This is a genomic window from Streptomyces sp. NBC_01334 (assembly GCF_035983595.1).
GTDB lineage: Bacteria > Actinomycetota > Actinomycetes > Streptomycetales > Streptomycetaceae > Streptomyces > Streptomyces coriariae.
Map to the genome: position 1 here is coordinate 9,622,524 of NZ_CP130718.1, position 15,548 is coordinate 9,638,071.

The following is a 15,548-nucleotide window of genomic DNA, read 5'->3' on the forward strand; positions in this document are numbered from 1 at the left end:
GATGGCCAGTGACGAGAAGCTTGTCGAGTACCTCAAGTGGGTCACGGCCGATCTGCACGAGACCCGCGAACGGCTCCAGGAACTCGAGTCCGGCAGCCGGGAACCCATCGCGATCATCGGCATGAGCTGCCGCTACCCCGGTGACGTGCGGTCCCCCGAGGACCTGTGGGAGCTCGTGCGGACCGGTACCGACGCGGTGTCGGACTTCCCCGGCAACCGCGGCTGGGACGTCGAAGGGCTCTACGACCCGGATCCGGAGCGGCGTGGAAAGCTCTACGCACGCGAGGGCGGATTCCTGCACGACGCGGACCGCTTCGACGCCGGCTTCTTCGGCATCAGCCCGCGCGAGGCGACCGCGATCGACCCGCAGCAGCGGCTGCTGCTGGAGACCTCCTGGGAGGCCTTCGAACGGGCCGGGATCGCACCCGACTCCCTCCGCGGCACCCGGACCGGCGTGTTCACGGGAGTCATGTACGACGACTACGGCGTACGCATGCGGCCCATGCCCGAGGCCTTCGAGGGGCTGCTCGGCAGCGGCAGCGCGGGCAGCGTCGCCTCCGGCCGGGTCGCCTACACGTTCGGCCTCGAAGGTCCCGCGGTGACGGTGGACACGGCGTGCTCGTCGTCCCTGGTGGCGATGCACCTCGCGAGCCAGGCCCTGCGGGACGGTGAGTGCTCACTGGCTCTCGCGGGCGGCGTCGCGCTGATGGCCACCCCCACGATCTTCATCGAGTTCAGCCGCCAGCGCGGACTCGCCCGCGACGGCCGCTGCAAGCCCTTCTCCGACGCGGCCGACGGCACCGGCTGGGGCGAGGGCGTCGGTGTCCTCCTGCTGGAGCGCCTGTCGGACGCCCGCCGCAACGGGCATCAGATCCTCGCGATCCTGCGGGGCAGCGCCGTGAACCAGGACGGCGCGAGCAACGGCCTGACGGCACCCAACGGCCCGTCCCAGCAACGCGTCATCGAGACGGCCCTGGCCAACGCGCAGCTGTCCACGAGCGACGTGGACGTCGTGGAGGCCCATGGCACGGGTACGTCCCTCGGCGACCCGATCGAGGCGCAGGCGCTGCTGGCCACGTATGGCCAAGGGCGCCCGGAGGGGCGTCCGTTGTGGCTCGGCTCGGTGAAGTCGAACATCGCGCACACGCAGGCGGCTGCGGGTGTCGCCGGGGTCATCAAGATGGTGATGGCACTGCGGCACGGGGTGCTGCCGAAGACCCTGCACGTGGACGCCCCGTCGGCGCATGTGGACTGGTCGGCGGGCGCGGTGGAACTGCTGACCGAATCCCGGGACTGGCCGCAGACCGACGGACGTCCGCGGCGGGCGGGTGTGTCGTCGTTCGGGATCAGCGGCACCAACGCGCACCTGATTGTGGAGCAGGCGCCCGAGTCCTCCGTCGAGGCGGTTGCCGAGCGTGATCGGGTGCCGGTGGTGTCGTGGGTGGTGTCGGCTCGCGGGGCCGAGGGGCTGGCCGCCCAGGCTGAGCGGTTGGCCGAGTTCGTGGAAGCGCGGGTCGAGCTGGATCCGGTGGATGTGGGGTTCTCGCTGGCAGCCTCGCGGGCGGTGCTGGAGCACCGGGCAGTGGTGCTGGGCCAGGACCGGGAGGGCCTGCTCGACGCCGTGCGGGCCCTGGCCGAGGGCACGCCGAGCGCGGGTGTGGTGTCCGGCGTGGCTCGGGGGCGGGCGCGGGTGGCGTTCGGGTTCTCGGGGCAGGGGGCGCAGCGGGTCGGGATGGGTGCCGAGTTGACGGCCTCGTATCCGGTGTTCGCGGAGGCGTTGGAGGAGGTCGGGGGTGCGTTGGGTCTGGATCCCGGCGTGTTCGCGGACGAGGAACGGTTGGGGCGGACGGAGGTGACGCAGGCTGCCCTGTTCGCTTTTGAGGTGGCGGTGGTGCGGCTGTTGGAGAGTTTCGGGGTGCGGCCTGATGTGTTGATCGGGCATTCGATCGGGGAGATCGCTGCGGCTCATGTGGCGGGGGTGTTCTCGCTGGAGGATGCGGCTCGGCTCGTGGCGGCTCGGGGTCGGTTGATGCAGGCGTTGCCGGCCGGTGGCGTGATGGTCGCGGTTCAGGCGGGTGAGGGTGATGTCCTTTCCGCTCTTGAGGGGTTCGCCGATCGTGTGGCGATTGCCGCGGTCAATGGTCCGTCGTCGGTGGTGGTCTCCGGTGAGGCGGAGGCTGTGGAGGAAGTGGTTTCGCGGCTGGGGGAGGTGAAGTCCCGGCGCCTGCGGGTCAGTCATGCGTTCCATTCGCCGTTGATGGAGCCGATGCTGGAGGACTTCCGGCGGGTTGCCGGGAAGATCACCTTCCACGAGCCGCGGCTGCCGGTGGTCTCGAACGTGTCAGGCCGACTTGCCGAGCCGGGTGAGCTGACTGCGTCTGAGTACTGGGTGCGGCATGTGCGCGAGGCGGTCCGTTTCGGTGACGGCGTCACCGCGCTGGCCGCTGACGGTGTCGGCGTGCTGGTGGAGGTCGGCCCGGACGGTGTCCTGACCGCGCTGGCCCAGGAGTTCCTCGACGGCGGCGACGGCCTGCGGGCGGTCCCGCTGCTGCGCAAGGACCGTCCCGAACCGGAGACACTGCTGGCCGGCGTGGCGCAGGCGTTCGTGCACGGTGTCCACGTCGACTGGCCCGCCCTGCTCCCTGGCGGGCGCCGCGTGGAACTGCCCACCTACGCCTTCCAGCACCAGCGCTACTGGCTGGAGGAACCGTCACGTTCCGCCGGCGACCCGGCCGCGTTCGGACTGGGCGCCGCGGATCATCCGTTGCTGACCGCCGCGGTGGGGTTGGCGGACGGGCAGGGTGTGGTGCTGACCGGCCGTCTGTCGCTGCGCTCGCATCCGTGGTTGGCGGACCATGCGGTGGCCGGGACGGTGCTGTTGCCGGGTACGGGCTTCGTGGAGCTGGCGATCCGGGCCGGGGACGAGGTGGGCTGCGGACGCCTGGAGGAACTCACCCTCGAAGCACCGCTGTTGATGACAGAGGACGACTCGCTCGCCGTGCAGGTCCGGGTCGGGGCGCCCGACGAGTCCGGGCGGCGCACGGTGGGCGTGTACTCCCGGAGCGGGAACGCGGGCGACGAGGAGGAATGGGCGCGGCATGCCAGTGGTGTGCTCACCGCCGATACGCCGGGGGAGGCGCTCGACACGGTGGAGGGGGAGGTCGACCTGACGGTCTGGCCCCCGGCCGACACCGAACCGATCGACCTGAGCGGCTTCTACGACGCGTCGGCCGCGACCGGATACGGGTACGGCCCCGCCTTCCAGGGCCTGCGGGCGGCTTGGCGGCGTGGCGACGAGATCTTCGCCCAGGTGGGCCTGCCCGAGGAGGCGGAGCCGGGAGAGCGGCCGGGGCGGTCCGGCCAGGCGGACGAGGACGAGCGCGCAAGCGGGTTCGGGATGCATCCAGCTCTGCTGGACGCGGTTCTGCACGCGGTGATCGCCGCCGAGCCACAAGGTGCCCAGCCGCAGGGTGCCGAGCCGCAGAGTGACGTGCGACTGCCTTTCTCCTGGAACGGAGTTTCGCTGCACGCCGCTGGCGCCACGACCGTGCGGGCCCGCATCCGGCTCTCCGGTACGGACGCCGTCTCCCTCCAGGTGGCGGACGGCACGGGTCGGCCCGTGATGTCGGTCGACGCGCTGGTGTCCCGCCCTGTCTCGGCCGAACAGCTGCGGCAGCCGGCCGGCGGTGACGAGAGCGGCCTGTTCGACGTCGAGTGGGTCCCCGTACCCGTCGTAGCCCGGACGGAGCCCGAGCGGACGTGGGCGGTACTCGGGCGCGATGGCCTCGGGCTGGACGATCTCGGGCAGGACACGGACACCTACCCGGCCTACGTCGTGTTCCCCTGCGCCACAGCCGCCACCGACGCCCTCACCGCCACCGACGCCCTCACCGGTACCGATGACCTGGCCGTCGCCGACGACCTGGCGGTCGCCGCACGTGCGGCCACGGTCGAGGCACTGGAACTCGTCCGGCGCTGGCTGTCCGAAGAGCAGTACGCGGACTCGCAGCTGGTGGTCGTGACCAGCGGAGCCGTCGCCACGTCGAGTGACGCACCTGTGGCAGACCTGGTGCACGCTCCGGTCTGGGGGCTGGTGCGATCCGCGCAGGCGGAGCACCCGGGCCGTTTCGTCCTGGTCGATGTCGATCTGGACATGGACCTGGACCTGGATCCGGATCTGAACGTTCGTGAAGGCTGGGAAGCGGTCCTGCCCGCCGCCTTGGCGGCCGGCGAAGCCCAGGTGGCGGTGCGCGACGGTCGGATCCTGAGCCCCCGCCTGGGCAGGACTCCTGTCACCGAGGAGAGGTCCACGAGCCCGTGGGACGCCGAGGGCACGGTGTTGATCACCGGTGGCACGGGCTCACTGGGGCGGGAGGTGGCGCGGCATCTGGTGGTCACGCACGGGGTGCGGCATCTGGTGCTGGCCGGTCGTCGGGGCCTGGAGGCGCCGGGGGCCCGGGAGGTGGCGGCGGAGTTGTCGGGTCTGGGTGCGTCGGTGTCGGTGGTGGCCTGTGACGTGGCCGACCGTGATGCGGTGGACGGGCTGTTGTCCCAGGTGTCGGCGGAGCGTCCGGTGCGGGCGGTGGTGCACACGGCGGGAGTGCTGGACGACGGCACGGTGACCGGGCTGACCGCCGAGCGGCTGGAAGCGGTCATGCGCCCGAAGGTGGACGCCGCGGTCAACCTCCACCTCGCGACACGGGAGTTGGACCTCGACGCCTTTGTCCTGTTCTCGTCGGCCGCCGGTGTCTTCGGCAACCCCGGGCAGGCCAACTACGCGGCTGCCAACACCTTCCTGGACGCGCTTGCCGCGCACCGCAGGGCGCAGGGTCTGCCCGCCGTGTCCCTGGCCTGGGGCCTGTGGGGCGAGAACGGCGGAATGGCCGGGAGCCTCCAGGACGGCGATCGGGCACGGCTGACCCGTACGGGCGCGCAGGCGCTGTCGAACGAGCAGGGGCTGGCGTTGTTCGACGCCGCCACCGCCGCCGGGGAGCGGGCACTGCTGGTGCCGATCCGTCTGGAGATGGGCGTACTGCGTGCCCAGGCCGGCTCGGGGACGCTGTCGCCGCTGCTGCGGGGCCTGGTGAGGACCCCGGCGCGTCGGACAGCCGCGGCCCGGGCCCGAGCGGGCAACCAGCCGTCGGACTTCGGCCGACGGCTGGCCGGACTCGCCGAACCGGAACAGGAAGGCCTGCTGCTGGACCTCGTGTGCACGCACGTGGCCGCCGTCCTCGGTCACGTCTCCTCCGGTGGCATCGACGCGGAACAGGCGTTCCGGAGTCTGGGCTTCGATTCCCTGATGGCGGTCGAACTGCGCAACCGGCTCAACGACGCCACAGGGCTACGGCTGCCCGCCTCTCTCGTCTTCGACCACCCCACCCCTGTGGTGCTTGCACGCCACCTCCGAGCGGAACTCGCGGGCACGCGGCACGCGGTGGACAGCACCCACACGGCAGACACCCGCGCGAGCGCCGGCAGCGCCGACGAGCCGCTCGCGATCATCGGTATGGCCTGCCGCTATCCGGGCGGTGTGCAGACTCCGGAAGACCTCTGGCAGATGGTGCTGGAGGGACGCGACGCGACCACCCCGCTCCCCGACGACCGGGGCTGGGACCCGGCGGCGATCTACGACCCGGACCCTGACGCCGTCGGCAAGAACTACGCGGTCGCGGGCGGCTTCCTGCAGGATGCCGCGGGCTTCGACGCGGACCTGTTCGGGATCTCACCGCGCGAGGCACTGACCATGGATCCGCAGCAGCGCCTGCTGCTGGAGACGTCCTGGGAGGTGTTCGAGCGGGCCGGCATCGCACCCGAGTCGCTGAGCGGCAGCCAGGTCGGTGTGTTCGCGGGCGCGATGGGCTCGGACTACATGGCCACTCTCAAGGTGCCGGACGAACTGGAGGGCTACTCGGCCACCGGCAGCGCGGGCAGCGTGATCTCGGGCCGGATCGCCTACACCTTCGGCCTCGAAGGCCCCGCGGTGACCGTCGACACGGCCTGCTCGTCCTCCCTGGTGGCGATGCACCTCGCCGGACAGGCCCTGCGCAGCGGCGAGTGCTCGATGGCGCTCGCGGGCGGCGTCCAGGTCATCGCCACACCCAAGGGTTTCATCGAGTTCAGCCGACAGCGTGCGCTGGCGCCGGACGGCCGGTCGAAGGCGTTCTCGGCGGCGGCCGACGGTACCGGCTGGGGTGAGGGTGTGGGCATGCTGCTGCTGGAGCGACTGTCCGACGCCCGGCGCAACGGCCATCGGGTCCTGGCCGTCGTGCGCGGCTCGGCGGTCAACCAGGACGGCGCGAGCAACGGCCTCACCGCCCCGAACGGTCCGTCCCAACAGCGCGTCATCCGGGCCGCGTTGGCCAACGCTCACCTCACGCCCGACGACATCGACGCCGTCGAGGCGCACGGCACCGGCACCCCGCTCGGCGACCCGATCGAAGCCCAGGCGCTGCAAGCCACGTACGGCCGCAACCGCACCACTGTCGATCCGCTGTGGCTGGGTTCCATCAAGTCCAACATCGCGCACACGCAGGCCGCGGCGGGTGTCGCCGGTGTGATCAAGATGGTGATGGCCCTGGAGCACGGGGTGTTGCCGAAGACGTTGCACGCGGACGAGCCGTCGCCGCACGTCGACTGGTCGGCCGGCGCGGTGGAGTTGCTGACCGAATCCCGTGACTGGCCGCGGACCGACGGGCGTCCGCGGCGTGCGGGTGTGTCGTCCTTCGGGATCAGCGGGACGAACGCGCACGTGATCGTGGAGCAGGCGCCCGAGTCCTCCGTCGAGGCGGTGGGTGAGCGGGCTCCGGTCGGGGTGGTGCCGTGGGTGGTGTCGGCGCGGAGCGGTGAAGGGCTGGCCGGCCAGGCGGAGCGGCTTGCTCGGTTCGTGGCGGAGCGAGCCGAGTTGGACCTGACCGATGTCGGGTTCTCGCTGGCGGTGTCGCGCTCGGTGCTGGAGCACCGAGCGGTGGTCCTGGGACAGGACCGGGACGGCCTGCTCGACGGGCTGCGCGCCCTGGCCGAGGACTCGCCGAGTGCGGGTGTGGTGTCGGGTGTGGGTGATGTGCGGGGTCGGGTGGTGTTTGTTTTCCCTGGTCAGGGGTCGCAGTGGGTGGGTATGGCGGTGGAGTTGCTGGAGTCGTCGGTGGTGTTCGGGGAGGTGTTTGCGGAGTGTGATCGGGTGTTGGGTGCGTTGACGGGTTGGTCGGTGGTGGATGTGGTGCGGGGGGTGGTGGGGGCGCCGTCGTTGGAGCGTATTGAGGTGTTGCAGCCGGTGCTGTTCGCGGTGCAGGTGTCGTTGGCGCAGTTGTGGCGGTCGGTGGGGGTGGAGCCGGCTGCGGTGGTGGGGCATTCGCAGGGTGAGGTGGCGGCTGCGTATGTGGCGGGTGGTCTGTCGTTGGAGGATGCGGCGCGGGTGGTGGTGCGGCGCAGTGCGTTGTTCGCGGAGGAGTTGGTGGGTCGGGGTGCGGTGGCGTCGGTGGCGTTGGGTGCGGGTGAGGTGGAGGAGTGGTTGGTGGGTTGGGGTGGGCGGTTGAGTGTGGCGGGGCGTAATGGTCCGGGTGCGGTGACGGTGGCGGGTGAGGTGGCTGCGTTGGAGGAGTTCGTGGCTGCGTGCCGGGGTGAGGGGGTGCGGGCGCGGTTGTTGGGTTCGACGGTGGCGTCGCATTCGGTTCAGGTGGATGTGTTGCGTGAGCGGATTCTGGAGTTGTTCGCGGATATCGCTCCGTGTGTTTCGCGGGTGCCGATGTATTCGACGGTGACGGGGCGGGTGATCGATACCGGGGGGCTGGATGCGCGGTACTGGTTCGAGAACGCGCGTCGGCCGGTTGATTACGAGGGTGCGGTGCGGGCGTTGGTGGCGGACGGTTTTCGGTTCTTCGTGGAGTCGAGTGCGCATCCGGTTTTGACGGTGGGTACGCAGGCGACGTGTGAGGACGTGGGTGTGGAGGTCGTGGCGGTGGGTTCGCTGCGGCGTGGTGAGGGGGGCATGGGCCGTTTCGTGGCGTCGGTGGCGGAGGCGTTCACGCGTGGTCTGGTGGTCGACTGGGCGGGGCTGCTGGCGGGCGGGCGGCGGGTCGAGCTGCCGACGTATGCCTTCCAACGACAGCGCTTCTGGCTGGAAGAGGCTGCGGTGCTGGCCGGTGACCCGGATGCCCTGGGGCTCGCGGCGGCGGGACATCCGTTGCTGGGTGCGGCCATGCATCTGGCGGATGACCAGGGTGTGGTGCTCACCGGTCGGGTCTCTTTGCGGACGCATCCGTGGCTTGCGGATCACGCGGTGGCGGGGACGGTTCTGCTGCCGGGCACGGCGTTCGTCGAGCTGGCGATCCGGGCCGGTGACGAGGTCGACTGCGGACGCCTCGAGGAACTCACCCTGGAATCACCGCTCGTCGTGCCCGAAGACCGTGCGATCTCGATCCAGGTACGGGTCGGTCCGGCCACGGACACCGGCCACCGCCCCGTGACGGTCCACTCCCGCACGGCTGACGATCAGGACTGGGTCCGTCATGCCGGAGGGCAACTCACCCCGGACGACACGGCGGAGGCGTTCGACCTCACGGCATGGCCCCCGGTCGACGCCGCGCCGGTCCCGCTGGAGGGCTTCTACGACGGCCTGACCGCGTCCGGCTACGGCTACGGGCCGGTGTTCCAGGGCCTGCGGGCGGCCTGGCGGCGCGGCGAGGAACTCTTCGCCGAGGTCGCCCTGCCTGCGGAGGAGGCGGAGGCCGCGACAGGGTTCGGTGTTCATCCGGCCCTGCTGGACGCGGCCTTGCACGCGGGGCTCGTGGGGCAGGAGCAGGGTGGGCAGGTGCGGTTGCCGTTCGTGTGGAGCGGGGTGTCGCTGTTCGCCCAGGGCGCTTCCAGCGTGCGCGTGCGGCTGGTGCCCACGGGCGAGGACTCGGTCTCCGTACAGGTCGCCGACGTCGAAGGCGCTCCGGTCGCGTCCGCCGACGCCCTCGTCACCCGGCCGGTCGCCACCGATCAGCTTCGGCAGTCCGGTGACCCGGACCACGGAGCCCTGTTCGGCCTCGACTGGCTCCCCGCCGCCGAGACGCGGGCATCGGCCGACTCACAGTGGGCGGTGCTGGGAGGCGAGGAACTCGCGGGTGCCGAGCCCTATCCCGAGTACGTGGTGCTGCCCTGCACCCCGGTGAGGTGCGGGGATCTCGCGGACGTGGTCCATGACGTCACCGGTGAGGTGCTCACCGCGATCCAGGACTGGTTGTCGGACCCGGCCGCCGCGGAGTCCCGGCTCGTCGTCGTCACCCGCGGAGCCGTCGGGGTGGGCACCGACGACGTGTCGGATCTGTCCCACGCCGCGGCCTGGGGCCTGGTCAGGTCGGCGCAGACGGAGAACCCCGACCGGTTCGTCCTGGTCGACGTCGACGACGCGACCGACTGGGAACCGGTCCTGACCTCCGTACTGGCTGTAGGCGAAACCCAGATGGCGGTACGTGGCGGCACCGTACTGACACCGCGCCTGACCGCTACCGAACCCGCGCGCCCCGAAGCGGGCGAAGCCGCCTGGGACCCTGACGGCACCGTCCTCGTCACCGGCGGGACAGGCCTGCTCGGCCGGGTCCTCGCCCGCCATCTGGTCGCGGAACGCGGAGTACGTCACCTGCTGCTGACCAGCCGGCGGGGAGCCGGGGCGCCCGGGGCCGACGAACTGAGCGCCGAACTGTCGGCCGCGGGCGCGAACGTGACCATCGCCGCCTGCGACATGGCCGACCGCGACGCGGTCGACGCGCTCCTGACCGACATCCCCGAGGAGCACCCGCTGACGGCGGTCGTCCACTCGGCCGGCGTGCTGGACGACGGAACGGTCACCGCCCTGACCTCCGAGCGGCTGACGGCGGTACTGCGGCCGAAGGTGGACGCCGCGGTCACCCTGCACCAGGCGACCCAGGACCTGAACATCGATCTGCGGGCCTTCGTCCTGTTCTCGTCGGCCGCCGGCGTCTTCGGCAACCCCGGGCAGGGCAACTACGCGGCCGCCAACACCTTCCTGGACGCGCTCGCCCAGCACCGCAGGGCGCAGGGTCTGCCCGCCGTGTCCCTGGCCTGGGGGCTGTGGGACGAGGACAGCGGCATGAGCGAGCACCTGGCGGATGCCGACCGGGCGCGATTCTCCCGTACTGGCGCTTCTGCCCTGTCGAACGAGCAGGGGCTGGCGCTGTTCGACGCCGCCATCACTGCCGGGGAGCGTGCACTGCTGGTGCCGATCCGCGTCGACATGGCCACGCTCCGCGCCCAGGCGGGCTCGGGTTCGCTTCCGCCGTTGCTGCGCGGTCTCGTACGCCTCCCGTCCCGGCGCGCCGCGGCCGGCGCATCGGCCGGTGTACCGGCATCTGCGCTGTCCCAGCGCCTGGCCCCACTGGGGGAACAGGAACAGGAACGTGTCCTGCTGGACCTCGTCCGCGATGTCGCCGTGGCGGTGCTGGGGCACGCGAAGACGGACGCCGTGGATCCGCGGCGGGGCTTCCTTGAGCAGGGCTTCGATTCGCTGACCGCGGTCCAGCTCCGCAACCGGCTCAGCACCGCCACGGGACTTCGACTGCCTTCGACTCTCGTCTTCGACCACCCGACCCCCCTCGAGCTCGCCCGCCATCTGCGGACCGAGGTGGTCGGCGGCAGGCGGACGGCGGGGGAGACCCGCGGGACGTCAGCCGTCGCCGCGGACGAACCGCTGGCCATCATCGGCATGGCCTGCCGGTTCCCCGGCGGTGTCGAGTCCCCCGAAGACCTGTGGCGACTGGTCAGCGAGGGCCGCGACGCGGTCGCGGCGCTGCCCGGCGACCGCGGCTGGGACCTGGAGGCGTTGTACGACCCGGACCCGGCCGTACCGGGCAAGAGCTACGTGCGCGAGGGTGCGTTCGTCTACGACGCGGCCGAGTTCGACGCGGAGCTGTTCGGGATCTCGCCGCGTGAGGCGCTGGCGATGGACCCGCAGCAGCGGCTGCTGCTGGAGGCGACCTGGGAGGTGTTCGAGCGGGCCGGCCTCCCGGCCGAGTCGCTGCGTGGCAGCCAGGTCGGTGTGTTCGCGGGCGCCATGGGCTCGGACTATCTGCCCGGCCCGGACCAGATGCCACAAGGTGTCGAGGGCTACGCCATGACCGGCAGCACGGGCAGTGTCGTCTCCGGGCGGATCTCCTACGCGTTCGGTCTCGAGGGCCCTGCCGTCACGGTGGACACGGCGTGTTCGTCCTCCCTGGTGGCGCTGCACCTGGCCGGCCAGGCCCTGCGCGGCGGCGAGTGCTCGCTCGCCCTCGCCGGCGGCGTGACCGTGATGGCCGGACCCCACGAACTCACCGAGTTCAGCCGACAGCGCGCCCTCGCACGCGACGGGCGGTGCAAGGCGTTCTCCGCGGCCGCGGACGGCTTCGGCTTCGCGGAAGGCGTCGGCCTCGTGCTGCTGGAGCGGTTGTCGGACGCCCGGCGCAACGGCCACGAGATCCTGGCCGTCGTACGCGGCAGTGCCGTGAACCAGGACGGTGCCAGCAGCGGCCTGACGGCGCCGAACGGTCCGTCCCAGCAGCGCGTGATCCGGGCCGCGTTGGCGAACGCGCGCCTGTCGCCCGACGACGTCGACGCGGTAGAGGCACACGGCACCGGTACGACACTCGGCGACCCGATCGAGGCCCAGGCACTGATCGCCACCTATGGCCAGGACCGGCCCGAGGACCGGCCGCTGTGGCTGGGCTCGGTGAAGTCCAACATCGCGCACACCCAGGCCGCGGCAGGCGCCGCGGGACTGATCAAGACCGTGATGGCGTTGCGGCACGGGGTGCTGCCCAAGACGCTGCACGTCGATGAGCCTTCGCCGCATGTGGAGTGGTCGGCGGGTGCGGTGGAGTTGCTGACGGAGGCGCGCGAGTGGTCGCGCACCGAGGATCGCCCGCGGCGGGCGGGTGTGTCGTCGTTCGGGATCAGCGGGACGAACGCGCACGTGATCGTGGAGGAGGCTCCCGGGTCCACCGACGAGGTGATGGGCGAGCGGGCTCCGGTCGGCGTGGTGCCGTGGGTGATGTCGGCGCGGAGCGCGGCGGGATTGGCCGGCCAGGCGGATCGGCTTGCCCGATTCATGTGTGAGCGGCCGGAGTTGGAGCCGGTGGACGTGGGGTGGTCGTTGGTGGGGTCGCGGTCGGTGCTGGAGCATCGGGCCGTCGTGCTCGGCCGGGGCCGGGAGGATCTGGTGGCCGGTCTTGTCTCGCTTGCTTCCGGTGTGTCCGCGCCGGGTGTGGTGTGTGGGGTGGGTCGGGGTGGTGTGCGGCCGGTGTTGGTGTTTCCGGGGCAGGGGTCGCAGTGGGTGGGTATGGCGGTGGGGTTGTTGGAGTCTTCGCCGGTGTTTGCGGAGCGGTTGGGGGAGTGTGAGGCGGCGTTGGCGCCGTTTGTGGAGTGGTCGTTGCGGGATGTGTTGGGGGGTGGTGTGGGGTCTGTGGGGTTGTTGGAGCGGGTTGATGTGGTGCAGCCGGTGTTGTTTGCGGTGATGGTGTCGTTGGCGGAGTTGTGGCGGTCGGTGGGGGTGGAGCCGGCTGCGGTGGTGGGGCATTCGCAGGGTGAGATTGCTGCTGCGTGTGTGGCGGGTGGTCTGTCGTTGGGGGATGCGGCGCGGGTGGTGGCGTTGCGGAGTCGGGCGTTGCGGCGGTTGTCGGGGCTGGGTGGGATGGTGTCGGTGGCGGCGGGTCGGGAGCGGGTCGAGGGTCTGCTTGCCGGGTGGGTGGGTCGTGTGGGTGTTGCGGCGGTGAACGGTCCCCATTCGACGGTGGTGTCGGGTGATGCGGATGCGTTGGAGGAGTTGCTGGTGGTGTGTGAGGGGCAGGGGGTGCGGGCGCGTCGGGTTTCGGTGGATTATGCGTCGCATTCGGCTCATGTGGATCTGATTCGGGAGGAGTTGGCGGAGTTGTTGGCGCCGATTGTTCCGGTGTCTTCGCGGGTGCCGTTCTTTTCGACGGTGACGGGTGACTGGGTCGACACGGCGCGGCTGGATGCGGAGTACTGGTTCACGAATCTTCGTCGGCCGGTGCGGTTCGAGGAGGCGACTCGTGCCTTGTTGGAGCAGGGTTTCGGGGTGTTCATCGAGTCGAGTGCGCATCCGGTGCTGGCGACGGGGATCACGGAGACGGTGGATGCGGGGGATGTGCCTGGTGTGGTGGTGGGTTCGTTGCGTCGGGACGAGGGGGGTATGGACCGTTTCCTGACCTCGGTGGCGGAGGCGTTCGTCCATGGTGTGGAGGTGGACTGGGCGAGTGTGCTGCCGGGGGGTCGTCGGGTGGACCTGCCGACCTATGCCTTCCAACGCAAGCACTACTGGCTCGAACCCGTCAGCAGGCCCCGGCACGCCAACGGCACCGACGTCGCGCGGAACGCCGTCGACTCGCTGTTCTGGGAGGCGGTCGAGAGCGAGAATCTCGACGAACTCGCCCGAACTCTCGAACCGAGCGCCAACGGTGCCGCCGGAAAGGTGCGTTCGTCGCTGGAGACGGTGCTTCCGGCCCTGGCGTCCTGGCGCAGGCAGCACAGGGAACACTCGGTCGTCGACTCCTGGCGCTACCGCGTCGCCTGGCGCCCCCTCCGGCCGGTCACGGCCGGTGCCGCCGCGCTGTCGGGGACGTGGCTGGTGGTCGCTCCCGCCGCGCACCAGAAGCATCCGTGGGTGACGGCGGCGATCGAGGCGCTGCGTGGCGGCGGCGCCGAGGTCCGGACGGTCGTCCTGGACGCGGCAGAAGCCGAACGCGGGGCGTGGACACAAGAGTTGAGTGCGAAAGCCGCTCCGGCGGTGAGTGGCGTACTGTCACTGCTGGCCTTGGACGAGGCGCCGCTGCCGGAGCATCCCGATGTTCCGGCCGGGCTCGGCGCAACACTCACGCTGCTCCAGGCGCTGGGTGACGCGGGCGTCGAGGCACCCCTGTGGTGCGCCACCCAGGGCGCCGTCTCCGTCAACAGCATCGACCCGGGACCGCATCCGCTCCAGGCACAGGTCTGGGGGCTCGGACGCGTGGCCGGGTTGGAGATGCCCCAGCGCTGGGGCGGACTCCTCGACCTGCCCGAGACCCCCGACCCCAGGTCCGCGGGCCGGCTGTGCACCGCTGTCGCCGACTCGGGTGACGAGGACCAACTCGCGCTGCGCGCCTCGGGCGTGTTCGTACGACGCCTGGTGCGCGCACCCCTGGACGACCGCACGACGGCAGAGCAGTGGAGCCCGACCGGCACCGCGCTGGTCACCGGGGGCACCGGCGGCCTCGGTGCGCATGTCGCACGCTGGCTGGCCGCGCAGGGCGCCGAACACGTCGTACTGACCAGCAGGCGCGGCCCCCAGGCCACGGGTGCGGATGAACTGCGTGCGGAGCTTGAGGAGTTGGGTGCCCGTGTGACCGTCGCGGCGTGCGACATGGCAGACCGTGAGAGCGTGTCCGCGCTGCTGCACCAGCTCAGGCGCGAGGGCTCTCCGATACGGACGGTGGTGCACGCCGCCGGCGTTCCCGGCCGATTCGTCAGCCTCGCCGACGCACAACTCTCCGACCTCGCCGAGACGTTGGGGGCCAAGGCGACCGGGGCCGAGACCCTCGACGAACTGCTCGGACAGGACGACGAGGTGGACGCCTTTGTGCTCTTCTCGTCGAACGCCGGCGTCTGGGGCGGCAGCGGGCAGGGAGCGTACGCCGCCGCCAACGCGCACCTGGACGCCCTGGCCGAGCGGCGCCGCGCCCGCGGCGCCGCCGCCACCTCCGTCGCCTGGGGCATGTGGGACGGGGACGGGCTGGCCAACGAACAGGGCATGGGGGAGGCGCTGAGCCTGCGCGGGCTGCGGGCCATGGACCCGGCGTTGGCGATCACGGCACTGCACCAGGCCCTTGACCGGCACGAGAGCACCCTCTCCGTCACCGACGTGGACTGGGAGCGCTTCGTGTCCCTGTTCACGGTCGCCCGTCCCAGCCCCCTCCTGGACGAACTGCCTGAAGTCCGGGAGCTGTTGAAGGCCCCTGAGGAGGCTGAGGAGGAATCCGGGTCGCGGTCGGCCCTCGAACGGCGACTGGCCGGTCTGCCCGTCGCCGAACGGCACCGCGTGCTGATGGAGCTGGTCCAGGCGCAGGCGGCCACGGTCCTCGGCCACGCGAAGCCCGCCGAGGTAGAACCGGAGCGCGGATTCCTCGAATCGGGATTCGGCTCCCTCACGGCGGTGGAACTGCGCAACCGGCTGAACGAGGCGACCGGGCTGCGCCTGCCCGCGTCCACGGTCTACGACCACCCCACCCCCGTGGCCCTCGCCCGGCATCTGCACACACAGCTCCAGCCGGGAGAAGACGGCGACGAAGTGGACGCCCTCGAAGGCCTCCAGCGGATCGAAGCGGCCGTGCTGGCGGCACCGGCGGACGGCGGCGTACGCGACCGCGTCGCCAAGCGACTGCGGGACCTGCTCAGGACGATGGACGGCGGCGCCGATTCCCAGACCGACGGCGGCCTGGACCGGACGACCCTCGAGTCGGCCTCCGACGACGAAATGTTCGCGCTGATCGACAAGGAACTCGGGCTCGACTGACTGACTCGCC

1 protein-coding gene is annotated in these 15,548 nt (G+C 71.3%); it reads left to right on the plus strand.

What is annotated here, in order from left to right; translation table 11 throughout:
- The first annotated feature begins 1 nt into the window (after position 1).
- Positions 2–15,538 carry a type I polyketide synthase gene (locus OG736_RS42595; protein ID WP_327187262.1) on the plus strand — a complete coding sequence of 5,179 codons (15,537 nt, stop codon included), beginning with the start codon at positions 2–4 and terminating at the stop codon, positions 15,536–15,538.
- The last annotated feature ends 10 nt before the right edge of the window (positions 15,539–15,548 follow it).